Annotated in this window: 17 protein-coding genes; 8 read left to right on the forward strand and 9 right to left on the reverse strand. The window is 66.7% G+C overall.

Annotated elements, in window-relative coordinates; all coding sequences use genetic code 11:
• Positions 1-310 precede the first annotated feature (310 nt).
• The 4 genes from AC3WMU_RS19700 (at position 311) to AC3WMU_RS19715 (ending at position 6514) form a co-directional block, all read left to right on the forward strand.
• Positions 311-1498 carry an efflux RND transporter periplasmic adaptor subunit gene (locus AC3WMU_RS19700; RefSeq protein WP_006226391.1) on the forward strand — a complete coding sequence of 396 codons (1188 nt, stop codon included), beginning with the start codon at positions 311-313 and terminating at the stop codon, positions 1496-1498.
• A 1-nt stretch (position 1499) separates the two neighbouring features.
• Positions 1500-3458, forward strand: a complete 1959-nt coding sequence (locus AC3WMU_RS19705) for a MacB family efflux pump subunit (protein ID WP_006226392.1) — start codon at positions 1500-1502, stop codon at positions 3456-3458.
• Between the two features lie 5 nt (positions 3459-3463).
• Positions 3464-4861 (forward strand): efflux transporter outer membrane subunit, encoded by a 1398-nt coding sequence (locus AC3WMU_RS19710; protein WP_492282859.1) that lies wholly within the window; start codon positions 3464-3466, stop codon positions 4859-4861.
• A gap of 813 nt (positions 4862-5674) precedes the next feature.
• A complete protein-coding gene (locus AC3WMU_RS19715; protein ID WP_006226394.1) occupies positions 5675-6514 on the forward strand; it encodes a tRNA threonylcarbamoyladenosine dehydratase in 840 nt (279 codons plus the stop codon).
• Between the two features lie 49 nt (positions 6515-6563).
• Here AC3WMU_RS19715 and AC3WMU_RS19720 read toward each other — a convergent pair whose 3' ends face one another.
• Genes AC3WMU_RS19720 through AC3WMU_RS19730 form a run of 3 tightly spaced genes read right to left on the reverse strand, consistent with a single transcriptional unit; the run spans position 6564 to position 8625 of the window.
• Positions 6564-6875: a non-heme iron oxygenase ferredoxin subunit gene (locus AC3WMU_RS19720; protein ID WP_006226395.1), complete on the reverse strand. Its 312-nt coding sequence runs from the start codon at positions 6873-6875 to the stop codon at positions 6564-6566.
• Positions 6876-6889: 14 nt separating this feature from the next.
• Positions 6890-7363, reverse strand: a complete 474-nt coding sequence (locus AC3WMU_RS19725) for an aromatic-ring-hydroxylating dioxygenase subunit beta (protein ID WP_035213777.1) — start codon at positions 7361-7363, stop codon at positions 6890-6892.
• A gap of 2 nt (positions 7364-7365) precedes the next feature.
• Positions 7366-8625, reverse strand: a complete 1260-nt coding sequence (locus AC3WMU_RS19730) for an aromatic ring-hydroxylating dioxygenase subunit alpha (protein ID WP_006226397.1) — start codon at positions 8623-8625, stop codon at positions 7366-7368.
• Positions 8626-8836: 211 nt separating this feature from the next.
• Here AC3WMU_RS19730 and AC3WMU_RS19735 point away from each other — a divergent pair, with 211 nt between their 5' ends.
• Positions 8837-9739, forward strand: a complete 903-nt coding sequence (locus AC3WMU_RS19735) for a LysR family transcriptional regulator (RefSeq protein ID WP_006226399.1) — start codon at positions 8837-8839, stop codon at positions 9737-9739.
• 7 nt (positions 9740-9746) lie between these two features.
• On the opposite strand, the gene AC3WMU_RS19740 is transcribed toward AC3WMU_RS19735, so the two are convergent.
• The 6 genes from AC3WMU_RS19740 to uvrA all read right to left on the reverse strand — a co-directional run bounded on the left by AC3WMU_RS19740 (position 9747) and on the right by uvrA (position 21479).
• Complete coding sequence (locus AC3WMU_RS19740) at positions 9747-12134, reverse strand: TonB-dependent siderophore receptor (protein ID WP_424626311.1); 2388 nt, start codon at positions 12132-12134, stop codon at positions 9747-9749.
• Positions 12135-12239: 105 nt separating this feature from the next.
• Positions 12240-13262: a FecR domain-containing protein gene (locus AC3WMU_RS19745; protein ID WP_006226401.1), complete on the reverse strand. Its 1023-nt coding sequence runs from the start codon at positions 13260-13262 to the stop codon at positions 12240-12242.
• Positions 13220-13741 carry a sigma-70 family RNA polymerase sigma factor gene (locus tag AC3WMU_RS19750; protein ID WP_280025909.1) on the reverse strand — a complete coding sequence of 174 codons (522 nt, stop codon included), beginning with the start codon at positions 13739-13741 and terminating at the stop codon, positions 13220-13222. The genes AC3WMU_RS19745 and AC3WMU_RS19750 overlap by 43 nt, the downstream gene beginning before the upstream one ends.
• A gap of 95 nt (positions 13742-13836) precedes the next feature.
• On the reverse strand, positions 13837-14469 hold the full coding sequence (locus tag AC3WMU_RS19755; protein ID WP_006226403.1) for an aminotransferase class IV family protein: 633 nt from the start codon (positions 14467-14469) through the stop codon (positions 13837-13839).
• 75 nt (positions 14470-14544) lie between these two features.
• A complete protein-coding gene (locus tag AC3WMU_RS19760) occupies positions 14545-15681 on the reverse strand; it encodes an aminodeoxychorismate synthase component I (protein WP_454676197.1) in 1137 nt (378 codons plus the stop codon).
• Between the two features lie 5 nt (positions 15682-15686).
• Entirely contained in the window at positions 15687-21479 is a 5793-nt protein-coding gene (gene uvrA, locus AC3WMU_RS19765) for an excinuclease ABC subunit UvrA (RefSeq protein WP_454676198.1), read from the reverse strand.
• Positions 21480-21719: 240 nt separating this feature from the next.
• Between uvrA and AC3WMU_RS19770 the strand changes: the two genes are divergently transcribed.
• From AC3WMU_RS19770 to AC3WMU_RS19780, 3 genes are read left to right on the forward strand one after another with little or no spacing between them, the layout of a single operon-like run.
• Positions 21720-22505 (forward strand): IclR family transcriptional regulator, encoded by a 786-nt coding sequence (locus AC3WMU_RS19770; protein WP_280025906.1) that lies wholly within the window; start codon positions 21720-21722, stop codon positions 22503-22505.
• A gap of 22 nt (positions 22506-22527) precedes the next feature.
• Positions 22528-23175 (forward strand): bifunctional 4-hydroxy-2-oxoglutarate aldolase/2-dehydro-3-deoxy-phosphogluconate aldolase, encoded by a 648-nt coding sequence (locus tag AC3WMU_RS19775; protein ID WP_492282860.1) that lies wholly within the window; start codon positions 22528-22530, stop codon positions 23173-23175.
• On the forward strand, positions 23168-24100 hold the full coding sequence (locus AC3WMU_RS19780; RefSeq protein ID WP_088587725.1) for a sugar kinase: 933 nt from the start codon (positions 23168-23170) through the stop codon (positions 24098-24100). The genes AC3WMU_RS19775 and AC3WMU_RS19780 overlap by 8 nt, the downstream gene beginning before the upstream one ends.
• The last annotated feature ends 122 nt before the right edge of the window (positions 24101-24222 follow it).

Genomic DNA, 24222 nt, shown 5'->3' on the forward strand with positions numbered 1-24222 from the left:
CAAATTGTTTCAGCGCGTGGTGACAAGATAGGCGCCATCTAGCGGGCAAGTCGCGTGCTTACGGCGCAAGATGGCGGCACGTTCGCGGCATGTGCGCAATGCGGGGTTCCGCGCGTGCGCCGCAGACGTTGTATCGTTCTCACAACGGAACAATCGCGTGCGGGCTTGACGAACCGGTGCCGCTTTACTGTTTTTCACCGTTTTGACACAGATTGGCAGTGGTTTGGACAGAAGGCGCGTTTAGGATGGGCGCCTATGCTTTGCAATACCGGCGCGGGTTCGCGGCCCGCGCCTCCTCTAATCAGGTTCAATGAAAAAGTCCCGCAGCAAGTTCAAGCGTTATGCGCTGATCGCCGTCGTCGTCCTGCTTGTGGCGTACGTCCTGCGCGCCATGTTCTTTTCGGCGCCGCCGCCACCCACCTTCGCGGTGGGCGAAGTCAGCCGGGCAAATCTTGAAGACAGCGTGCTGGCCAGCGGCACCATCGACGCCATCGAGCGCGTCAGCGTGGGCGCCCAGGCAACCGGCCAGTTGAAGTCCCTGAAAGTGGCGCTGGGCGACCGCGTCAAGAAGGGCCAACTGGTCGCCGAGATCGACGACCTGACCCAGCAGAACGAACTACGCAATGCCGAAGCGGCCCTGCAGACGCGCCGCGCCGAACGCGCGGCCAAGGTCGCCACGTTGAAGCAGGCCGAGCTGGCGTTCAAGCGCCAACGCCAGATGCTGGCAGCCGACGCCAGTTCGCGCGAAGCCTTTGAGACGGCCGAGGCCACGCTGGCCGTGACGCGCGCGGAGATCGCCTCGCTGGACGCGCAGATCGCGCAGGCCGAGATCCAGGTCGACACCGCCCGCGTCAACCTCGGGTACACGCGCATCGTCTCGCCCATCGACGGCATGGTGGTGGCCGTGGTGACCAAGGAAGGCCAGACCGTCAACTCCATCCAGAGCGCGCCTACCATCATCAAGGTGGCCCAGGTCGACACCATGACGATCAAGGCGCAGATCTCGGAAGCCGACGTGACCCGCGTGAAGGCGGGGCTGCCGGTGTACTTCACCATCCTGGGCGAACCCGACCAGCGCTACCAGGCCAAGCTGCGCGCGGTGGAACCGGCGCCGGACTCCATCCAGAAAGACGACGCGACGTCGTCGCTGACGTCTTCCACCGGCAGTTCGACCACCGCCGCCGTCTACTACAACGGCCTGTTCGACGTGCCCAACCCCGACGAAAAGCTGCGCATTTCGATGACCGCCCAGGTCTTCATCGTGCTGGGCGAGGCCAAGGACGCCGTCGTGGTGCCGGCCTCGGCGCTGGGCAAGCGCGGCGAAGACGGCCGCTATGCCGTGCGCGTTGTCTTGAAGGACAACAAGACGGAAGTGCGTCAGGTCAAGATTGGCATGAACAACAACGTGCAGGCGCAGGTGCTGGAAGGGCTGGAGGTGGGCGAGCGGGTCGTGACGGCGGATTCTGCGCCTGCGGCCGCCGCGGCGCCGGGGGCCTGACATGAGCGGCCCGCTAATCTCGCTTTCCGGGGTGCGCCGCGAGTTCCCCGCGGGTGAGCAGACCATTGCCGTCCTGAAGGACATCAACCTGACCATCGAGGCCGGGGAAATGGTCGCCATCGTGGGCGCGTCCGGGTCGGGCAAGTCCACGCTGATGAACATCCTGGGCTGCCTGGACCGCCCGACCCGAGGCGACTACCGAGTCAGCGGTCGCAGCACCGGTGAACTTGGCCCGGACGAACTGGCCGAGTTGCGGCGGGAACACTTCGGCTTCATCTTCCAGCGCTATCACCTGCTGTCCGATTTGACTGCGCAGGGCAACGTCGAAATGCCGGCCGTTTACGCCGGCAAGCGCCGCGAAGCCCGGATGGCCCGCGCCGAGGAATTGTTGAAGCGGCTGGGGCTGGGCGACCGGTCTGAACACCGCCCCGGTCAGTTGTCGGGAGGCCAGCAGCAGCGCGTGAGCATCGCGCGCGCGCTGATGAACGGCGGCGACATCATCCTGGCCGACGAACCCACCGGCGCGCTGGACACGCATACCGGCCAGGAAGTACTGCGCATCCTGGAAGAACTGAACGCGGCCGGCCACACCATCATCATCGTCACGCACGATATGAATGTGGCGCGCCACGCGCAACGCATCATCGAGATCAGCGACGGCGAGATCGTCGCGGACAAGCGCAATCCCGACGCGCCGCGCCGGGACGCCGACCGCGACCCGCCGCCGGAATTGCCCAAGCGGCCCGCCTGGCAGTCGTACCTGGACCGCTGCGGCGAAGCGCTGCGCATGGCGCTGCTGTCCATGAACGCGCACCGGCTGCGCACGTCCTTGACCATGCTGGGCATCATCATCGGCATCGCGGCCGTGGTGTCGGTGGTGGCGCTGGGCGAAGGGTCGCGGCGCAAGATCCTGGAAGACATCAGCGCGATCGGCACCAATACCGTCGAGGTGTTCCCCGGCAAGGACTTCGGCGACGAGAAAGCCGTCAACATCCGCACGCTGGTCGCCGCCGATGCGGACGCCCTGGCGCGCGAACCCTATGTAGACAGCGTCACCCCCGAAGTCGTCACCAGCAACACGCTGCGCTATCGCAACGTGTCGGTCAACGGCTCGATCCAGGGCGTAGGCGAACAGTACTTCCGCGTGCGCGCGGTCAAACTGGCGCAGGGCAAGTTCTTCGACGAGACCAGCGTGGTGCGCCGGGCGCAGGAAGTGGTGATCGACGAAGGCACGCGACGGACCTTGTTCGGCTCGCATACGGACCCGATCGGGCAGGTGGTGTTCCTGGGATCGATGCCGGCCCGCGTGATCGGCGTGACCGAGAAGAAAGATTCCGTCTTCGGCAACAACGAATCGCTGAATGTCTGGATCCCCTACACCACCGCGCTGTCTCGCGTGCTGGGCCAGCAGCACTTGAAGAGCATTACGGTGCGGGTGAACGACGCCACGCCGCCGGCCGCGGCCGAGCGGGCCATCGAGCGCGTGCTGATGCGCCGCCACGTGGTGAAGGACTTCTTCGTGTTCAACACGGATGCCATCCGCAAGACCATCGAGCGTACGACGGCCACCATGACCTTGCTGGTGTCCCTGATCGCGCTGATCTCGCTGATGGTGGGCGGCATCGGGGTCATGAACATCATGCTGGTGTCCGTCACCGAGCGCACCCGCGAGATCGGCGTGCGCATGGCGGTGGGCGCGCGTCGCAGCGACATCATGCAGCAGTTCCTGATCGAAGCCGTGCTGGTCTGCCTGATCGGCGGCGCGCTGGGCATCATCCTGTCGCTGGCGCTGGGCGTGCTGGTGTCCAAGGCGACGGCAGGTTCGTTCCAGATGATCTATTCCACGGCATCGATGGTGGCGGCATTCACGTGCTCGACGCTGATCGGTGTGCTTTTTGGCTATTTGCCGGCGCGCAATGCGGCGCGCCTGGATCCCGTCGAGGCGTTGGCCCGGGAATGAGGACGATGAAAGCGGTTTCCCTGATTCGCACCCCCGCCGCCCTGGCGCTGCTTCTGGCGCTGGGCGGTTGCGGCAGCCTGCTGCGTACCGACTACGAACCCCCGCTGACCCAGGCGCCCGCCGCCTGGACGCATGGCGCCCCGGGCGACGCGCAAGCGCTGCTGGCCGACGGCGGCGCCTGGTGGCGTAATTTCAATGATCCGGTCCTGAACGGCCTGGTCGATGCCGTGCTGGCGCGCAACAACGATCTGGCCGCCGCGGCGATCCGGGTGCGCCGCGCCCAGTACCAGGCGGGGCTGACCGAAGACCAACTGATCCCCCAACTGGGCGGTAGCGCCAACGTGTCGCGCAACCGCAACCTGTACGGCGACCGCGCCATCGCGCGGACCAATGCCACCGAGCTGACCGTGAGCTACGAGGTCGACCTGTGGGGCAAGCTGTCGCGCCAGCGCGATGCCGCCCAGTGGGAGGCGCTGGCCACCGAGCAGGACCGCCAGTCCTCGGCCCTGTCCCTGGTGGGTACTACGGCCACGCTGTACTGGCAGACGGCCTTCATCAACCAGCGCATCGCCAGCAGCGAAGAAAGCATCGCCTACGCTCGCCGCACGCAGGACCTGGTGCGCGCGCAGTACGCCGCGGGCGGCGCATCGGCCCTGGAACTGGCGGAAGCTGAGCAGACTGTGGCCAGCCAGCAGGCGGCGCATACCCTGCTGGTGCAACAGCGCGTGGAATACACGAATGCGCTGACCATTCTGTTCGACGGCCCGCCCGACCGCAGCATGGCCGACCCGGCCCGGCTGCCGCAGTACCCGCTGCCCGAAGCACGCGCCGGCGTCCCCGCCGACCTGCTGGGCCGCCGCCCGGACCTGCGCGCAGCGGAACTGCGCTTGCGCGAAGCGCTGGCCACGGTCGACGCCACGCGCGCCAGCTTCTACCCCCCCGTCACCCTGACGGGCGCCGTGGGCAGCGCCAGCCCCACGCTATCGAACATCCTGCAAAACCCCGTCGCGTCCCTGGGCGTGGGCTTGACGCTGCCGTTCCTGCAATGGACGCAGATGCAGCTGAACATCAAGATTTCCAAGGCGGATTACGAAGAACGCGTCGTCAACTTCCGGCAGTCGCTGTATCAGGCGATGGCAGACGTGGAGAATGCGCTATCGAACCGGACGCAACTGGCGTTGCAGGCGGAGCAGTTGGCGGTATCGTTACGGGCGGCGCGTGACGCGGAACGCCTGTACGAAGTGCGCTACCGCGCCGGGGCGGTGTCGTTGAAGGACTGGCTGGACGCACAAGAGAAGCGCCGGACGGCGGAGATCGCGCGGGACGAGAACGGGTTGAATCGCCTGGTGAACCAGGTGACGGTTTATCGGGCGCTGGGCGGGGATGATGTTGTGGTTCGTTGATATCGGCGTTGGGTGTCGGCGGTTGTCTCGTTGCGTGATGTTCGAGGTTCTTTAGACGCCCGGCGTGGCGGTGGGGCGGGGCGCGCGGGTCAACGATTGCGGTCCGGAGCCTTCGCTCCGGACTGGCCCCGTCGTCATCTTCGTCCAGGCCTGCGGCCTTCCCTTCAGATTCCCTCGGGCGCATCGACTCCCCGCGCACCCCGCCCCACCGCCACGCCCGGCTCTGCTAATTGAAATCTGACGTCAGTTGGGGAGGATGGTTTGCTTGGGGTTCCCTCCCGCCATGGGTGGGTGGTGAAAGATCTTGCGGGCCTCGCCCCAGGCCGGCCGCGCGGGCGGCCTTTTGGGGCTTTCACGGCGTCTTGCGTTGGGGGGATGCCGCTTCGCGTGTACCCGCGGATTTTCGCGTCAATGTGGTGGTCGAAAATGATCGCAACCCCGGCAACCGCGCAAGCGACCTGCGCGACGACGTCGATCGACGTGTATGCCAATTGTGGCCGCCCGCGCGGCCGCAATTTGGCGGGCAGCGCAAGACTCGCCATTGCATACAGGTCTAGCAGCGCACCGACCCAAGACGGCGGCAGCCCGTCGTTGCGGTTGGCGTGCGGGCGCGCAACCTTGATGCGCCCGAGGGAATCTGAAGGCAGCGGCCGTAGGCCGCAACGAAGATGACGACGGGGACAGTCCGGAGCGAAGGCTCCGGACCGCAATCGTGGGCGCGCGCCCGCACGCCAACCGCGGCGATGGGCGACCTACGAAGCACAACGCGGGCCCCTAAACACCGACAACGCCCCGCCCTATAAAATACCCCCCATGAACTCCCCCGATCACCCGATCCCCCCCGCCGACCTCGACCGCCGCTTCGGCGGCCTGTCCCGTCTCTATGGCCCTCAAGCCCCCGCGCGCCTGCAAAACGCTCACGTTGCGGTCGCTGGCCTGGGTGGCGTCGGTTCCTGGACCGTCGAGGCGCTGGCGCGCTGCGGTGTTGGTGCATTGACCCTCATTGACCTGGACCACATCGCCGAATCCAACGTCAATCGGCAGATCCATGCGCTGTCGTCCACGCTGGGGCAATCCAAGGTGGATGCCATGGCCGAGCGGGTGCTGGCGATCAATCCGGAATGCCGGCTTACGCGGGTGGATGATTTCGTGTCGCCCGAGAACGTCGCCGACGTCCTGCCCGGGCCTTATACCGTCATCATCGATTGCACCGACCAGGCCACGGCCAAGATCGCCATGATTCTGCATGCCCGCGCGCTGGGCGTCCCGATGCTGCTGTGCGGCGGCGCGGGTGGCAAGACGGATCCGCTGGCGTTGCGGGCAGGGGACTTGTCGGCTGCGGTGAACGATGCCTTGCTGGCCAAGCTGCGCAACAAATTGCGCAAGGAGCATGGCTTTCCGCGCGCCTCCGATCAGAACGGCAAGGCGCTCAAGCGCGTGCCCAAGATGGGTATCCACGCGCTGTGGTTCGACCAGCCCGCCATCCTGCCTGACGCCTGGACCCGCCCCGTCGAGGGCGAGGACGACGTGGGCGCCTCGGGCCAGAACATCGCGCCGCAAGGGCTGTCGTGCGCGGGCTACGGTTCGGTTGTGACCGTGACGGCCGCCATGGGCATGGCGGCTGCCAACGAGGCGCTGCGGCTGGCGATCTGAACGCCGGCCGGTGGCCGCGTCACGGCGTACCGGCCGCCCGGCCTTCCCCTTACAGCGCCACGAACACCATCCCATCCTCGATCCTGACGGGGTAGGTCGCCACGTTTTCCCGCAAGGGGGAACACAACGCCCGGCCGTCGCGCACGTCGAAGCGGCCCTGGTGCAGCGGGCACTCGATCTCGTGGCCTTCCAGGAAACCATCGCACAGGCGGGCGTTGCCGTGCGTACAGAGGTTGGCGGTGGCGTAGACCTCGCCGTCGACACCGTATAGCGCGATCTCGCGGTCGCCCGCCAGCACGGCGATGACGTCTTCTTCCGGCACGTCGGCCCGCGCGATGGCCTTGATCCATTGCGTACTCATAGCGATTGTCCTGGTCAGATGGGATAGATGAGCGAATTTGGGATCAGTTCGCTGTCGAAGATGCACAGCCGCGATTCGAACTTCAGGCCGTCGGACGTCTGACGCACCACGTCCAGATAGCGTCCCACGTTGAAGACCGTCGTCAACTGGTTGGGCTTGGTGCGGAACACCGCGTAGCTGGCCTCGGATTCGATGCGGTCGCCGTCGGCCGACAGCACGCGTGGCGCGCCCACGACGTGGCGCTGGTAGTACGGGTCGTGGAAGATCGTGTCGGTGGCGCCGTAGATGCGGTCCTTCAGCATGCCGCGGCTTTCGAACGCCATGGTCGCCAGCGGATAGCCGCGCTCGTGGTTTTCGCGGGGCAGCACCTTGTAGGTGCAGTCTTCCAGGAAAAAGTCCGGCCATTTCTCCCATTCCTCGGCGTCCAGCGCGGCGGCGTAGTCGGCGTACAGGCGGGTCAGCTGGTAGTAGAGCGGAAAGTCCAGCATCGTCATGCCTCCATCACGCGACGCCAATACGCGTACATGCCGCGGATCAGCGTTTCGGTCACCATGTGGTCGGTGTTCTCGGCGGTCTTGCCGCCCAGTTCCGCCACGCTGCGGTGCCACGGCTTCTGTTGAAAACCCGCTTGCGAGAATTCGATGACTTCGCCGTCGTCGGCCGACACGAAGCCGGCCGGGCCGAACAGATTGGCCTGGCGCAGGCGCCGGCGTGTCATCTCGGGCGTGTCGTCGGCAAAGCCGAAGTGGGTCCAGACGAAATCGAAGGCGTCGTGGCCCACGGGCTGGATGTGGCGAGTGGACAGCGAATTCACCTGCTGCTGGATGATGACGCTGGGGAACAAGGTCATCAGCACGGCGGTAGGGCCGTTCCACCACGGCTCCTGGACGATGTCCAGAAAGCGGTCATCGTTCAGCGACATCTGCTCCTTGAAGCTGGACACGCCACTGGTGACGCTGCCTTTGCCGCCCTGGCCGCGCGTGGAAATCATGGCGGCGTGGCGGAAATGGCGGTCCATCTTCAGTTCCGACCGGTTGTCCGCGCGCCAGAGCCCAAAGGTGACGAACCAGGTATGCAAGAGGCCCGGGTGGTAGGGGTCTTTGATGTTCTCCTGCATCAGTTTCCAGTTGCCCGGAATGCGCTGGCGGCTGTAGCCGTGGATCACCAGTTCGCGGCCGTCGAAGACGCGGTCGAAGTAGTGCAGGATGTCCGGGCCCAGGTAGTCTTCCAGCGATTCCACGCCGTGGTCGAACGAGGCGAAGACCACGCCGTTGCGGCAAGCCACGGCCAGCTTGGTCAGGCTGTGTTCTTCAGGCTTGAAATCGGGCGGCATGCCGCCGTTCACCTTACCGTCCTGCTTCACGCCGCGCCGGAAGGGCACGCCGATCAGGTTGCCCTGCAGGTCGTAATTCCACTGGTGGTAGGGGCAGACAAATTCGCTGCGGTTGCCGGCGCGTTCGCGGCAGAACTGCACGCCGCGGTGGGCGCACACGTTTTCCACGACGCGCACCTGACCGTCGTTATCGCGCAGCAGGATGACGGACCTTTCGCCCACCGCAGTGCGCTTGAAGTCGCCCGGGTTGGGGATTTCGGCCTCCAGGCCCACGTAGCTCCAGTGTGAGCGGTAGAAGAAGCGCTCCAGTTCGCGCTGGTGCAGCGCGGCATCGGTGTAGACGCCGAAGGGGATACGGTGGGATCCGTCGCCCTGCCAGGGCGGAACGAAGGTAAGCGGCTGGTCGGGGGCGTTCATGGGCGGCCTCCGGGGTGGCCGCCCGGCCTACAGAGCGTGGCGGATTGCATGGCTTGTCTCCATTGTTCATCTGCGCCGCTGGGGCGGGCAGGACCCGCGCGGCATCGGCGCGGGCAGTTGTCGCCTCATCATCGGGCAGACTGCCGAATAAATAAATAGAATCTGCTTGATAAGACAGATCACCAAAATCAATATTGGTGGAGACAAGCGCATGAACCTGAAAGACGTGGACCTGAATCTGCTGGTCGTCTTCAATGAACTGCAGAAGCACGGCCGGGTATCCGCCGTGGCCCAGAGCCTGGGCATTTCGCAACCCGGCGTCAGCAATGCGCTGGGCCGGCTGCGCAAGCTGCTGGGAGACGAGTTGTTCCTGCGCACGTCGCGCGGCATGGTGCCCACGCCCTACGCGGAATCGCTCGCCCAGCCCATCGCCGATGCGCTGGGCGCGCTGCACAGCACATTGAACGCGCGGGCGCGCTTCGATCCCGCGCGCAGCGAACGGGCGTTCGTAATCGGCGTGAACGACGTAGGCGAAACGTATTTCCTGCCGCGTTTGATGCGGGCGCTGGATGGCGCGGCGCCCGGCGTCACGATCCGGACGGTGCGCACGACGTCGATCGACGTGAAAGACGAGATGGAGCGTGGCCGCATCGATCTGGCCATGGGTTTCCTGCCGGGCCTGAAAAGCGGCTTTTTCCAGCGCAAGCTGTTCAGCCAGCCCTACGTGTGCATCTTCCGGCGCGACCATCCGCTGGCGCGCTCAGGCGTAACGGCGCGGCAGTTCCGGGTGGCCGAACACGTGGCTATCGTGTCCGAAGGCACCGGCCACGGCGTGGTGGACGAGGTGATCGCACATGCCGGCATCCGCCGCCGCCTGCGGCTGACGGTGCCGCATTTCATGGCGGTGGGGCCGGTGCTGGCCGCCACAGACATGATCGCGGTGGTGCCCCAGCGATTCGCCGACTGCGCCTGTCAGCCTTTCGGCCTGGCGACGGCGCCCTGTCCCGTGAAGATCCCGGCGTCCGTCATCAACGTGTTCTGGCACGCCCGCAGCCACCGCGAACCCGCCAACCAGTGGTTGCGGCAAGTGGTGGTGGACGAGTTCGCGGATTGACGGGCGGTCAGAACTGGACTTGGGCGGACAGCGCGACGCTGCGGGGACTGCCCAGGTAATAGCTGTTGAGCCAGTAGTCTTTGCCTGTCAGGTTGTTGACGTTCAAGCGCAGCGTCAACGGGCGGCCCGACACCTTGGCTGCGTAACGCAGCCCCAAGTCGAAGGTGGTGTAGGAAGGCAAGCGGCTGGTGTTGGTGGCCGTCGCCCATTGCTTGCCCACATGGTAGACCCCACCGGTGACGCTGAGCCCCGGCGCGAAAGGCAGTGCATATTCGGAATAAAGTTTTGCCATGAATTTCGGGACGTTTATGGGAACCTGGCCGTCGTTGGCGCCTCCTTCGACGCGCGCATGCAGCAAGGTAGCGCCGCCCATAATGGTCCATCCCTCGGTCACCTTGCCCACGGCCGACACTTCGCCGCCGCGGTGGCGCTGAATACCGTCTTGCGCGTAGACATTTGCGCTGTTGGTGAATTCGTAGGATTTCTCGATATCGAACAACGCGCCGCTGACCAGCACGCCACCCAGTTCGGCCTTGATGCCCAGCTCCTTTTGCTTGCTTTGCATCGGCGGCATGGTCTGCAGCCGGTTGACGGCTTCCTCTGGCGCGATGCCTCCTTGCTCCAGGCCTTCGATATAGGTCGCATACGTCGTCAGCCATGGCGCGGGCGTAAAGATCAGGGACGCGTTGGGCGAGTTCCGGCCCCGGTCATAGTCCGGCTGGGTGGCGTTGCCATTTGCATCGCGGTCGATGGTCTGGATCGTGCTGCGGTTGATGCCGACCAGCGCCGACCACTGTTCATTGAACCGGATCAGGTCGCCAATCATGAAGTTGTCGTTGCGGACGCGACTGGAGAAGTACATCGCCTTGGACGGCGTGGACGGCCAAACCGGCTCCGCGACATGCGTAGGCGAATCCAGCCCATAGGGGCCCAGATACCCGGTGCTGGGGAAGTAGTTGGTCTGCCATTGCCTGTCCGTGTAGCCGTAATAGCCCATCGTGATCTTGTGGGCGACGGGGCCGGTGCCGAACGAGATGTCCGCCAACGCTTGCCATGATTCCGACTCGGTGCGGGTCGGGCCCACCTTCTGGCGTAACTGGAAATACTCACCGGGTCCGCGCACCGAGTTCATGGTGTGGTATTGCACGGGCCTGTCTTGATATTCGCGGATGTGCGCCACGCGCAGCGTCAGGTTGTCGCTGGCCTCATAGGTGGCGCGAGCCATCCATTTGCGGGTTTCGGTCTCGTCGCGGATCCACGGCTGGCTCCAGTTCTTGCTGGTGTCCAGGTTCGGGCGAGGCGCGCCTTCCCGGAAGAACCAGTAGGACGAAGGCGCCTGCATCTTGTAGTCGCCATAGGACGCGCCCAGCTCAAGCTTGAAGCGATCGGTGATGTTGAAGTCCAGTGCCGCGCTGGCCAGCGTGCGGTCGATCTTCTGGTCGTCCACCGCGGTGTCGCCGTCCTGGCGCACCAGGTTGACGCGATAGCCGACCTTGCCGTTGCTGTCGACGGGGCCGCCGAAGTCGCCGTGCACGTAGTACTGGCTACCGCCGTAGTTGCCTACCGTGATGCTGTTCAGCCGCTCTGCCGTGGGGCGCTTGTTGACGTAGTTCACCATGCCGCCGGGCGAGGCGGCGCCAAACAGGAATCCCGACAAGCCGTTCAGGATTTCGACCCGCTCTTTGTCTTCCAGCGACGCGGCAAAGCCGTACGAACGGCGCAAGCCATCTTCGGCCCGGTCGTAACTGTTGAAGCCGCGGATCTTCACCATCGGCGCCCATCCGCTGATCTGCGGCGTCTGCGACAGGGTGGACGGACTGATCTTGTAGACGTCGTCCGGGGATTGCGCCTGCACGTTCTGCAGCAGTTCCCGCGACACGACGTTGAAGGCGTAGGGCGTATGCTGCCAATCCATGCCGCCCAGCGCGCCGACGGAAGACAAGGTTCCCGAGCGGTAACCGTCGCTGGCCAGCCCGTCCTGTTGCAGGGCGGCGGTGGCCGACCCGGTGACGGTGACGCTGGGCAAGGTGGTCACCCCGGGCGTGAGGCTGGCGCGCAAGGTGTATTCGCCGCCGCCGCGGTTGACGGCTTCCAGCCCCGTTCCTGCCAGCAGCGCGTTCAGGCCGCCTTGCACCGATTGCCTGCCGCGCAGGCCGGGGCTGTCGCGGCCGGCGGTCAGCGACGCTTCGACCGACACCTGGATGCCAGCCTGCGCCGCGAACTGCGTCAGGACCCGGCTGAGCGCACCGGGCGCGATGTCGTAGTCGCGCTCGGCCGGCGCGGATTGCGCGGACTGCGCCACTGCCGGCACGGCGGTGGCCAGGGCGATGCCTAGCAAGCTGGAACGGATCGCCAGCGACAGGACGGTGCGGCGGATGGGGGGTGACGAATGCATGGCGGGGCCTTGTCGATAGGGAGAGAAGTCGGTCTTCACCCCGTATGCCAAACACGGGCATCGAAAAGGGAACCTCCGCCTGAAAATAGTTGCGCCCGGCGCGAATTACTTCGGAACCACGACCACCCACCAGGGCATGGTGGCCCGCACGCGCACCGGCAGCGTGGCCGCCAGCGCGGCCAGTACGCGGTCCGTGTCGCCCACGGCATAGGCGCCGACGATCCGCAGGTCGGCCACTTCCGGCGCACACCCCAGATAGCCGCGCCGGTAACGCGACAGCTCGGCGATGAAATCGCCCAGGCGCATGTTCTCGGCGACGATCAGCCCGTTGGACCACGAGCGGCGGGCCTCGTCGGCGGGCACCGGCGCGTCGGCGCCGGTGCGGGTAACGCGGGACTGCTGGCCGGCGTGCAGCAAGAGGGGGCGCGCACCTGCCTGCAATGGCTCGACGCTTACCGCGCCGTCAAACACCGCGACGACGCTGGCGCCGTCTTCCTGGTAGACGCTGTAGCGAGTGCCCAAGGCCCGCAGCCGCGCCTCGGCGGTGTCGACCACGAAGGGGCGGGCGGGCGACTGGATGTCGGGCGCGGTGTCGATCAGGATCTCGCCCGCGATCAGGTGGATGCGCCGCAGGTCCGCACGGTAGTCGACGTCGATCGCGCTATCCGTGTTCAACCACAGGCTGGCGCCGTCGGCCAGCCGGATTTGGCGCTGTTCGGCCAGGCCGGTGGCATGTTCGGCCGTCCAGACGCGCCACGGGGCGGTCCGTGCGGAAGCCCAGACGCCCAGGGCGGTGCCGCACAGCAGGGTCAGCATCTTCATGGCGCGCCGGCGCTGGGCGCGCTTGGCCGCTGCGGCATCCAGCAGGCGGTGCGCCATCGGCTTGTCGCCGCCGGGCACGTTCAGGAATTTGCCGCTGATGGCCTCGACCTGGCTCCAGGCCATCTGATGGGCGGGGTCCGCATCGTGCCATTGCCGCCAGCGCAACCGCTCATCGGCGGGCACCGCCGGAGCCCGCAACACCGCGAACCATTCGGCGGCTTCCTGCAAGACCTTGAAGCTGGGAGAGGCGCCGCGGGCGGGCATCATGGCGCGACCGGCGCCGGCGCCAGGCTTGAGGTCAGGCACTGCAGCATCGCCTGCGCCATGTATTTCTTCACCATGCGCTCGGACACCTGCAGCTGCTCAGCGATCTCGATATAAGTGAGGCCTTCCAGATGGGCCAGCAGAAAGGCGGTGCGGGCCTTGGGATTCAGCTGGTTCAGCAGCGCGTCCAGTTCGCACAGGGCGTCCATCAGCAGCGCGCGATCTTCGGGCGAGGGCAGGTGCGTGTCTGCGACGGTGGCCAGCGTGTCGTGGTAGGCGCGTTCCAGGTCCTGGCGCCGCCAGTGGTTCACGACCAGCCCGTGGGCGATCGTGGTCAGGAATGCGCGCGGTTCGCGTATCGGTTCCTGGTTGCGGAACAGGCGCACGAACGTGTCGTGCGCGATGTCGGCCGCGTCGAACGCGTTGCCCAGGCGCCGCCGCAACCATTCCTGCAACCAGCCGTGATGGTCGCAGTACAGGGACTCGATGCGGGCGGATGCCGCAAGGCGGGGGGAGGACACGATGGAACCGCTGACATGACGTCAATAAGAATGAGTATCAATTATTATTCAGCGGCGCCGGTTTGGCAATCGGCGCATGCCCTTGGCAGGCGGGCTCAGGCTTCCCGCAGCGTGACCGTGAACCAGCCGCGCAGGGCATTGGACAGGCGGATCTCGTCGGCGGCGTGCAGATCGGCCAGCGTCAGCACGCGTTCGCGGACGTTGCCCGTGTCCAGCAGTTCGCCGCGTTGCACGCCGGGCAGGCAGCCGCTATCGACCGGCGGGGTGTACCAATGGCCGTCCATGCGCAGGTACACGTTGCTGCGGCTGCCTTCGCACAGCTCGCCGCGTTCGTTCAGGTACAGCAGGTCGAAGATATGCGGGTGCGCGGGCAGCCATTCGATCGTCTTGGTGTACCAGGGGCGGTGCGTGGTCTTGTAGCGCAGCAGCGGTTCCGAGGAACGCAGCGCCTCGGGCGCCAGCATCACTTCCTGGATGGCGGGCAGCGGCGGCAGCCGGGCGGTCTGGATATGGCGGGACCCGTCTCGAGCGACCAGCAGGCGCAGGCGATGCGGGCCGGGGGTGACGAGCCCCATCGCGGCGATCATGATGTCGCCTTCCACCGACCGTCCGCCCCAGACATAGCCCAGTGCCTTGCAGGACGCCTCCAGGCGCTGCAGGTGACGGGCCAGCAGGGGCACGCGTTGTTCGGCATCGACCAGGATGGTCTCGATCAATTCGGGTTGCATGGGACTCTCCTGGGACAAGGCGGGCGGGGCCGCGCTCTATGCTACTCCCGCTGCCGCCATCCTACGGTTATATCGTCACGCGCGCAAAATCCGGGCCTTCCAATGGCATTCCTGCCATTCCTCCGCGGGGTTCGAGTCGTGCACGATGCCGCCGCCCACGCTGTAGACACCGTGGCCGCCGGGGTCCAGCACCAGGGTGCGGATCGCCACGTTCAACGAGAAATCGCCATCCGGCGCCAGCCAGCCCACGCTGCCGCAATACAGCCCGCGCGGCGCGGTTTCCATCTGGCGGATGCGGCGCATGGCGGCCACCTTGGGGGCGCCGGTAATCGAACCGCAAGGGAACAGGGCGTAAAGCACGTCTTGCAGCGTGGCCTCCGGCGCCAGTGCCGAGACGGTGGACGTCATGGTCCAGACCGTGGGGTAGCGTTCCAGCGAGAACAGCGCATCGACCTTGACCGAACCCGGCTGGGCCAGCCGGCCCAGGTCATTGCGCAGCAGGTCCACGATCATCAGGTTCTCGGCGCGGTTTTTTTCGCTGGCCAGCAATTCCTGGCCCAGGCGCGCGTCTTCGATGGGATCGGCGTGGCGCGGGGCCGTGCCTTTCATGGGGCGGGTCGTCAGCCGCGGACCTTCACGCCGCACAAAGAGCTCGGGTGAAAAAGACAGCACCGTGCGGTCGCCGTCCTGGATGAAGGCGCCGTGGGCCACCGGATTGCGGGCGGCGATGCGGCGGTAGAGCGTGGCCGGATCACCCTGGTACTGCAGATCCAGCGCTTGCGTGAAATTGACCTGATAGAGCTCGCCGTCGCGGATCAGCCCGCGGATGGCGTCGATCTGGCGCACATAGTCTGCTTCGGTCATGCGCGGCGCAGGCAGGCTGATGGACGCGGGCGCGCTGCCGGCGTCGGGCGCGTCCCACGGGGCCTCGTCGATCTTGCGTTCGAACACCAGCGCGGTCAGGCGGGGGCGTCCGTCGTCGCGCGGGGGCGTCCACGGGCCGGCGGGCGCGGCCAGGGCGGCCTCGGGCAACAGCCATTCGCCCAATTCGTAATCCAGCAACAGGGCGATCCATCGCCCTTCCCGCCGCGCGGCCTCGATGGCCGCCAGCGCGGGGGCGACGTCGGCCGCGGCGCGCGCTTCGATCCGGGAGCAAAAGCCCTCGAAGCGCAACGCGCGGCCGGCCAGCCGGTCTTCAAAACGACATTCCATGCGTATTACTGCGGTTGATGTGCCAGGAATTCCGTGAGGACGCGTCCGGTATGGGAGTGGTCGGCCAAGGTCATCACATGTTCCGGCGAGCCTTCGGCAACCAGTTGGCCGCCGCCCGTGCCGCCTTCGGGGCCCAGGTCCAGCAGCCAGTCGGCTTCGGCGATGACGTCCAGATTATGCTCGATCACAACGACCGTGTTGCCCGCCTCCACCAGGCGGTGCAGCACATGAATCAGTTTTTCCACGTCAGCCATCGACAAGCCCACCGTCGGTTCATCCAGCACGTACAGCGTGTGCGGAATGCGCGAGGCGCGGCCGGTCTTGATCAGGCCGTCGGTCAGGCGCGCCTTGGACAGTTCGGTCACCAGCTTGATGCGCTGTGCCTCGCCGCCCGACAGGGTGGGCGAAGGCTGGCCTAAGGTCAGGTAGCCCAGCCCCACGTCCTGCATCAGCTGCAGCGGGCGGTGGATCTTCGGGTGTGCCGCGAAGTAGCCGATGGCGTCGTCCACTTCCATGGACAGCAGTTCGCCGGCATTCTTGCCGCGCATTTGCACGCTGAGCGTATCGCTGTTGAAGCGCGCGCCGTTGCAGGCGTCGCACGGCACCTTCACGTCCGGCAGGAAGTTCATTTCGATGGTGCGCATGCCCTGGCCTTCGCAGACCGGGCAGCGGCCGTCGCCGGTGTTGAACGAGAACCGCGCCGCCGTCCAGCCGCGCATGCGGGCTTCGCGGGTATCGGCAAACTGCTTGCGCACGTCGTCCCAGAAGCCCACATAGGTGGCCGGGCACGAGCGCGGTGTCTTGCCGATAGGCGTCTGGTCCACTTCCAGCACGCGGTCGATGGCTTCCCAGCCCTTGATGCTTTCGCAGCCTGCCCAGCCCGGCGACTTGCCTTGCGAGACGGCCTGGCTCAGGTTGTCCAGCAGCACTTCACGCGCCAGGGTGGACTTGCCGGAACCGGAGACGCCCGTCACGACGCTCAGGCGGCCTACCGGGATCTTGGCGTCCACGCTGCGCAGGTTGTGCAAGCGCGCGCCGCGGATCTCGATCATCGGCGTGTCGGCCTCGACCGGGCGGCGCCCTTGCAGCGGGTGTTGCAGCGGTGTTTTCAGATAACGCCCGGTGACGGATTCCGGCGCATCCATCAAGTCCTGCACCGAGCCTTCCGCGACCACGCGGCCGCCGCGGATGCCCGCGCCCGGCCCGATGTCGATCACGTGCGAGGCGCGGCGGATCGTGTCTTCGTCATGCTCCACCACCACCAGCGTGTTGCCGTTTTCTTCCAGGCGGGCCAGCGCGTTCAGCAGGATGCGGTTGTCGCGCGGATGCAGGCCGATGGTGGGCTCGTCCAGCACGTAGCAGACGCCCTGCAGGTTGGAGCCCAACTGCGCGGCCAGCCGGATGCGCTGCGCCTCGCCGCCTGACAGCGTCGGGGCGGCGCGGTCCAGCGCCAGGTAGTTCAGCCCGACTTCCTGCATGAAGTTCAAGCGTCCGCGGATTTCCGTGAGGATGTCGCGGGCGATCTCGCCTTCGCGGCCGCGCGCCACCAGTCCGGTGAAGAACGTGTGCGCATCCGACACGGGCAGCGACGCCAGTTCTGCGATGGATTTGTCGCGCCAGCGCACGGCGCGCGCCACGCGGTTCAGGCGCTGCCCGTCGCATTGTGTGCAGGCCTTGGCCTCGCCTTCATACCAGGCGTTCCAGGCGGTTTCCTCGCCGGTCTGCTCTTCGTCGAAGCCTTGCAATTGCAGGCCCGTGCCGAAGCAGCCCGTGCACCAGCCGTGCTTGGAGTTGTACGAGAACAGGCGCGGATCGGGTTCGGGGAAGCTGGTGCCGCAAGACGGGCACGCGCGCTTGACCGAGAAATGCTGCTGCTGCAATTCGCTGTTCAACGCTTCGTGCAGCTTGTTCACCGGCCACACTACCGACATCACGCCCTGGCCGTTTTCCAGCGCGCTCTTGACCGCGGCGCGCAGGTCAGCCTCGTTGGCCGGGTCGACCACCACGTCCGCCACGGGCAGTTCGATGGTGTGTTCCTTATAGCGGTCCAGGCGCGGCCACGGGGCTACGGGGATGAACTCGCCGTCCACGCGCAGATGCGTATGGCCCTTGGAGCCGGCCCACTTGGCCAAGTCCGTGTAATAGCCCTTGCGGGCGGTAACCAGCGGAGCCAAGAGGCCGATGTGCTCGCCCTTGTGGTCGCGCAGCAGGCGGGCCACGATCTGGTCCGTGTTCTGCGGTTCGACGGCCACGTTGCAGTCCGGGCAGTACTGCGTGCCCAGCTTCACATAGAGCAGGCGCAGGAAATGGTGGATTTCCGTCATCGTGGCCACGGTGGACTTGCGGCCCCCGCGGCTGGTGCGCTGTTCGATGGCGACGGTGGGCGGGATGCCGAAGATGGCGTCCACGTCCGGTTTGCCCGCCGGTTGCACGATGGCGCGCGCGTAGGCGTTCAGCGACTCCAGGTAGCGGCGCTGGCCTTCGTTGAACAGGATGTCGAAGGCCAGCGTGGACTTGCCCGAGCCGGACACGCCGGTGATCACGGTGAACTTGTCGTGCGGGATCTCGACGCTGATGTTCTTCAGATTGTGTTCGCGTGCGTTGCGGATTTCGATCGCCATATTGCCCTGGCGGCGCGCGCGCATCACGGATTGCAGTGGCGTGCCTTCACCCGCGCCGTTGGCTTGGCCATACGTCGCGGCGGGTTCGGCGATGCGGGCGGTCAGGCCGGCCTGCTCCACTTCCTGCGCGTCGGCGTCGCTGGTCACGACCACGTCGGCCGGCAGGATGCTGACTTCGTAGTCGCGCAGCGCGGCGCCGGTGTGGGACTTGGGGTTGTCCATCAGGTCCTGAGGCGTGCCCACGCCAAGCACCAGGCCGCCGGCGTCGCCGCCTTCCGGGCCCAGGTCGATCAGCCAGTCGGCCGCGCGGATCACGTCCAGGTTGTGTTCGATGACCAGCAGGGTGTGGCCCGCGGCCAGCAGCTTGCGGAAGGCGCGCATCAGGCGCGCGACGTCGTCGAAGTGCAGGCCGGTGGTGGGTTCGTCGAACAGGAACAGGCTGCCCTTCTTGGCGACCTTGGCGGTAGAGATGCCGCTGCGCGCGGCTTCGGCCAGGTGGCCGGCCAGCTTCAGGCGTTGCGCCTCACCGCCCGACAGCGTCGGCACGGGTTGCCCCAGCCGCACGTATTCCAGGCCCACGTCGGCCAGCGGAGCCAGGCCCGTCTGCACGTCGCGCAGGCCCTTGAAGAAGTCCAGCGCTTCGCTGACCGTCATGGCCAGCACTTCGTCGATGGACGCGCTCTTGCCCAGGTGCTCGACACGCACTTCCAGCACTTCGGGGCGGAAGCGCTTGCCGTCGCAATCGGGGCAGCGCAGGTACACGTCGGACAGGAACTGCATTTCCACGTGCTCGAAGCCGGTGCCGCCGCAGGTCGGGCAGCGGCCGTCGCCGCCGTTGAAGCTGAATGTGCCGGCCGTGTAGGCGCGTTCGCGCGCCAGCGGGGCCTGGGCGAACAGCTTGCGGATGGCGTCGAAAGCGCCCACATAGCTGGCGGGGTTGGAGCGGGCCGTCTTGCCGATGGGCGTCTGGTCCACCATGACGACGTCGGCGATCTGCTCGGCGCCCAACAGGCGGTCAAACGCTCCGGGCGCTTCCGACGGCTTGCCCTTTTGCTTGAGCAGCGCGGGATACAGCACGTCCTGCACCAGCGTGGACTTGCCCGAACCCGACACGCCGGTCACGCAGACCAGCCGGCCCAGCGGCAACTCCACCGAAACATTCTTCAGGTTGTGCGCGTTGACGCCTTCCAGCAGCAGCCGCGGCGTGTTCTTGGCGACCGGCATCGGACGCGGCGCTTCCACGCGTTGGCGCCCACCCAGGTAATTGCCCGTCAGCGTGTCTGCGGCGCGCAGCTGCTTGGGCGATCCGTCGAAAACGATGTAGCCGCCGCGCTCGCCGGGGCCCGGGCCGATGTCGATGATGCGGTCCGCGGCCACCATGACCTGCGGATCGTGTTCCACGACTACCAGCGTGTTGCCGGCGTTGCGCAGCCGGTGCATGACTTCGACCACGCGGTGCATGTCGCGCGGGTGCAGGCCGATGGACGGCTCGTCCAGCACGAACAGCGTGTTCACCAGCGAGGTGCCCAGCGCGGTCGTCAGATTGATCCGCTGGACTTCGCCGCCCGACAGCGTGCGGCTCTGGCGGTCCAGCGTCAGGTAGCCCAGGCCCACGTCGCACAGGAACTTCAGGCGCGCGCGCACTTCGGTCATGAGCAGGTCGGTGGCCGCGTCCAGCGCGCCCGAAAACGACAGCTCGTCGAAAAAGCGCCGCACCCGCTCGATGGGCAGCAGCATCACGTCATGGATCGACAGGCCGCCCAGGTGGTTCAGCTGGTCGCGCGTCCAGTTGGCGCCCACCGGCATGAAGCGCTGGTAGCGGCCGTCTTCCGGCGGCAGCACCGTGTCGGCTTCTTCCTTGGTGCCCAGGCGCCACAGCAGCGCGTCGGGTTTGAGGCGAGCGCCGTTGCAGGTGGGGCAGGGCGTGTAGCTGCGGTATTTCGAGAGCAGCACGCGCACGTGCATCTTGTAGGCCTTGGTTTCGAGCCAGTCGAAAAAGCGCTGCACGCCGTACCACTGGTGCTTCCAGGCGTCGTTGCCGCCCTTCCAGTCGGGGGTGCCGTAGAGCACCCAGCGCTTGTGCTCTTCGCTCATCGCCTTCCAGGGCACACCCAGCGGCACGCCCGCGCGCGGCGCGTACTTCTGCAGTTCGTCCTGGCATTCCTTATAGGACGGCGTGGTCCACGGCTTGATCGCGCCTTCCAGCAGGGTCTTGTTCTCGTCCGGGATGACCAGGCCGAAATCGATGCCGATCACGCGGCCGAAGCCGCGGCAGGATTCGCAGGCGCCCAGCGGCGAATTGAACGAGAAGCTGCTGGGCAGCGGGTCGGTGTATTCGATGTTGCAGTCGGCGCAATGCAGGCGGTCGCTGTATTTCCAGATTTCCGCGTCGCCGCCTTCGGCGTCCATCACGTAGACGGCCAGGTGCCCGGCGCCCATGCGCAGCGCGGTGTCCAGCGCTTCCATCACGCGTTCACGCTCGGTGCCCGCAAAACGGAACCGGTCCTGGATGACGTGCAGGATGCGGCGCTCTTCGCCGGCGTCCTTCGCGGCCTTGCCCTTCTTGGCGCCTTTGGCGGCTTTACCGCCCTTGGCCGCGGCGGTGGCGCGCGGCACGGCGGTTTCCTCGGCGTGCACGCGGGTGTAGCCCTGCTGCTCAAGAAAGCCGCGCACTTCGTCTTCGGTGAAGTTGGCGGGCACGGCGATGGGGAAGGTCACGACCAGACGCGGATCCCCCGCCACTGCGGCGCGTTCGGCCAGCGAATGGTAGATGGAGTCCGGCGTGTCGCGGCGCACCACCTTGCCGCAGCCGCGGCAGTACAGCCGCGCGCCGCGCGCGAACAGCAGCTTCAGGTGGTCGTTCAGTTCGGTCATCGTGCCGACCGTGCTGCGCGAGCTGCGCACCGGGTTGGTCTGGTCGATCGCGATGGCGGGCAGGATGCCTTCGATGCGGTCCACCTGCGGCTTGTCCATGCGGTCCAGGAACTGGCGCGCATAGGGCGAGAAGGTTTCCACGTAGCGCCGCTGCCCCTCGGCGTACAGCGTGTCGAAGGCCAGCGAACTCTTGCCGGACCCGGATACGCCCGTCACAACGACCAATTCGCCGGTGGCGATAGTCAGGTCCAGGTTCTTGAGATTGTTCTGGCGTGCGCCAACGATGCGGATTTGGGAGCTCATGGACGGTATCGTAGCCTGAGGAAGCCGCCTGCCCGAGCGATAACCCTTCGCTGGTTTCGAGCGCGGCGATATGGAATAATTGCCTATATTGTGAGTCACTGGTCCATAATATGGACAGTTATAGGCTAACTAGCTGTACAAATAAACAGTATCGCAGATTCGTCTGACATTCGCGCTGTTTGCCTTGCGAATTCTGCGTGTTCATAGTTAAGGGCTGGTTGTCACTATTTGGGGACGTTCTTGTCGGAAACCAAGGTCGCGGGCGCTGCGGCGTTTGCCAAGTTCATGACCGTGCTGCAGGCGGTGGCCGACGCGCCCCAGCCGCCGACGGCCGCCTCGCTTGCGCGCAGCTGCGGCTACCCGCGCCCCACCGTCTATCGCATCGTGGCCGCGCTGGCCGAGCAGGGCATGGTGGCCGAAACCGGCGGCGTCTACCGACTGGGAACGCGCCTGATGTCCCTGGCCAGCCGTGCCTGGTCGCAGTTCGACCTGCGCGCCGCGCTGGCGCCCGACCTGCAGGCCCTGCGCGACGCCACGGGCGAAACCGTGCACCTGGCGGTGCCTGCCGGCCAGGAGATGATCTATATAGACAAGCTGGAAAGCCCGGGCCCGGTGCGCATGGTGTCGCGCGTGGGGTCGTCGGTGGCGCTGCATTCCAGCGCGGTCGGCAAGGCCTATCTGGCCGCCCTGGACGACGTCGCCCGCGAGCGCCTGCTGCGCGACCTGCCGCTGCCGGCGCGCATGCCCGGCACCGTGACCAGCCTGCCAGCCCTGCGGGCCGTCCTGGACGGGGACCGCGCCCGCGGCTACGCCATGGACAACGAGGAAAATGAAGCCGGCATCGTCTGCTACGGCGTGGCGCTGTGCGATGCGGCCGGCCGGCCCGTGGCGGGCGTCAGCGTCAGCACCTTGCTGTTCCGGCGGCGCGATGACCCGCAAGCCGCCTATATCGATCCCTTGCTGCGGCTGCGCGATGCCGCCGCGGCCAAACTCGCCGTCCTGCCGGCATCGTCCGGCGGCGTCTGACCGCCCGCCCCAGAGGAATTCCATGACCGCATCCGCTCCCATTGCCTCCAAGCTATCCGCCCTGTTGGCCGCCCGGGTCGTGCCTGTGCTGCGCTACACGGACGCGGCCACCGCCGCCTATGCCGCCGAAGTCGCCGTGGCGGCAGGTTGCACCACGCTGGAGCTGACCTGGACGATTCCCGGCGTGACCGACCTGGTGCGCGCGCTGCGCGACAAGCACGGCGCCAGCCTGCTGCTGGGCGTGGGCACGGTGCTGGACGAAACCCAGGCCCGCGAGGCGCTGGTGGCCGGCGCCGACTTCCTGGTATCGCCCGCTTTGGCGACCGAAATCGTGGACATGGCGCACGCGGCCGATGCCCTGTGCCTGCTGGGTGCGTTCACGCCCACCGAAGTGCTGGCCGCCCGCCGTGCCGGCGTGGACGTGGTGAAGGTGTTCCCGGCGGACACGGGCGGCCCCAAGCACCTCGCCGCGCTGAAGTCGGTGTACCCGGACACGATCTTCTGCCCCACGGGCGGCATCACTCAAGACAACATGCGCACGTACTTCGCGGCCGGCGCCGGGCTGGTGGGCATCGGCAGCAACCTGTACGACAAGGCCGCGTTCGCCGCGCGCGACACGGCGGCGCTGGTCGCCCAGATCACCCGAACCCGCGAGGCCGCCCATGGCTGATTTCGACATCGTCGCGCTGGGCGAGCCGCTGGTCGAACTGAACCAGACGCACAAGGGCCAACTGCAGTACCTGCAGGGCTTTGGCGGCGACACGTCCAACGCGGTCATCGCCGCTGCGCGCCAGGGCGCGCGCTGCGCCTACCTGACCCGCGTGGGCAATGATGCGTTCGGGGCGCAGTTCCTGGACTTATGGCAGTCCGAAGGCGTGGACACGACGGGCGTGCAGACGGACGACGACGCCCACACCGGGCTGTATTTCGTGCAGCACGGTCCCGACGGCCACGCGTTCAGCTATCTGCGCCGCGGCTCGGCCGCCAGCCTGATGAACCCGGCCTTGCTGCAAAGCGGCCTGATCGAACGCAGCCGTTTCCTGCACGTGTCGGGCATCAGCATGGCGATCAGCACCAGCGCCTGCGACACCGTGTTCGCCGCCATCGCCCGCGCGCATGCCGCGGGCGCGCAGGTCAGCCTGGATTCGAACCTGCGCCTGCGGCTGTGGCCGGTGGACCGCGCCCGCGCCGTCCTGCGCGAAGCCATGCGCGAGGCCGACGTGTTCCTGCCCAGCATGGACGACATGCAGCACCTGACCGGCAATGACGATCCCGAGCGCACGCTGGACTGGATTCGCGACGGCGGCGCGGCGGGCGTGGTGGTGCTGAAACTGGGCAAGGATGGCTCCATTATCGACGACGGGCGCACCCGGACGCCGGTTGCAGCCTTGCGCGTGGACGCCGTGGATGCCACGGGGGCGGGTGATTGCTTCGCGGGCAGCCTGCTGGCGCGCCGCTGCCAGGGCGATTCCTGGGAAGACGCCGTGCGCTACGCCAACGCGGCGGCGGCGCTGTCCACGTTGGGTTATGGCGCGGTCGATCCGCTACCGCGCGCGGAACAGGTGCTGGAACGGCTGAAATTGCTGGCGGGCTAGGCGGCATCAGGACCGGGCAGGGATCTTGGGGACGGATAGTATTCCTGCCTTGTACCCTGTCTTTCCGCCCCAATTGGCGTAGCCCAAGGATTTCAGGCTAAAATGCCAAGTTATCCGAATTT

This window comes from Achromobacter sp. FW305-C-13, from assembly GCF_058783475.1.

Excerpts from the sequence above, each read along its gene's own strand:
- AC3WMU_RS19740 (WP_424626311.1), bottom strand. The coding sequence starts at position 12,134 with ATGCATTCGTCACCCCCCATCCGCCGCACCGTCCTGTCGCTGGCGATC.
- AC3WMU_RS19730 (WP_006226397.1), bottom strand. The coding sequence starts at position 8,625 with ATGAACGCCCCCGACCAGCCGCTTACCTTCGTTCCGCCCTGGCAGGGC.
- AC3WMU_RS19780 (WP_088587725.1), top strand. The coding sequence starts at position 23,168 with ATGGCTGATTTCGACATCGTCGCGCTGGGCGAGCCGCTGGTCGAACTG.
- AC3WMU_RS19775 (WP_492282860.1), top strand. The coding sequence starts at position 22,528 with ATGACCGCATCCGCTCCCATTGCCTCCAAGCTATCCGCCCTGTTGGCC.
- AC3WMU_RS19715 (WP_006226394.1), top strand. The coding sequence starts at position 5,675 with ATGAACTCCCCCGATCACCCGATCCCCCCCGCCGACCTCGACCGCCGC.
- uvrA (WP_454676198.1), bottom strand. The coding sequence starts at position 21,479 with ATGAGCTCCCAAATCCGCATCGTTGGCGCACGCCAGAACAATCTCAAG.
- AC3WMU_RS19755 (WP_006226403.1), bottom strand. The coding sequence starts at position 14,469 with ATGCAACCCGAATTGATCGAGACCATCCTGGTCGATGCCGAACAACGC.
- AC3WMU_RS19710 (WP_492282859.1), top strand. The coding sequence starts at position 3,464 with ATGAAAGCGGTTTCCCTGATTCGCACCCCCGCCGCCCTGGCGCTGCTT.
- AC3WMU_RS19700 (WP_006226391.1), top strand. The coding sequence starts at position 311 with ATGAAAAAGTCCCGCAGCAAGTTCAAGCGTTATGCGCTGATCGCCGTC.
- AC3WMU_RS19735 (WP_006226399.1), top strand. The coding sequence starts at position 8,837 with ATGAACCTGAAAGACGTGGACCTGAATCTGCTGGTCGTCTTCAATGAA.
- AC3WMU_RS19725 (WP_035213777.1), bottom strand. The coding sequence starts at position 7,363 with ATGCTGGACTTTCCGCTCTACTACCAGCTGACCCGCCTGTACGCCGAC.
- AC3WMU_RS19760 (WP_454676197.1), bottom strand. The coding sequence starts at position 15,681 with ATGGAATGTCGTTTTGAAGACCGGCTGGCCGGCCGCGCGTTGCGCTTC.
- AC3WMU_RS19705 (WP_006226392.1), top strand. The coding sequence starts at position 1,500 with ATGAGCGGCCCGCTAATCTCGCTTTCCGGGGTGCGCCGCGAGTTCCCC.
- AC3WMU_RS19720 (WP_006226395.1), bottom strand. The coding sequence starts at position 6,875 with ATGAGTACGCAATGGATCAAGGCCATCGCGCGGGCCGACGTGCCGGAA.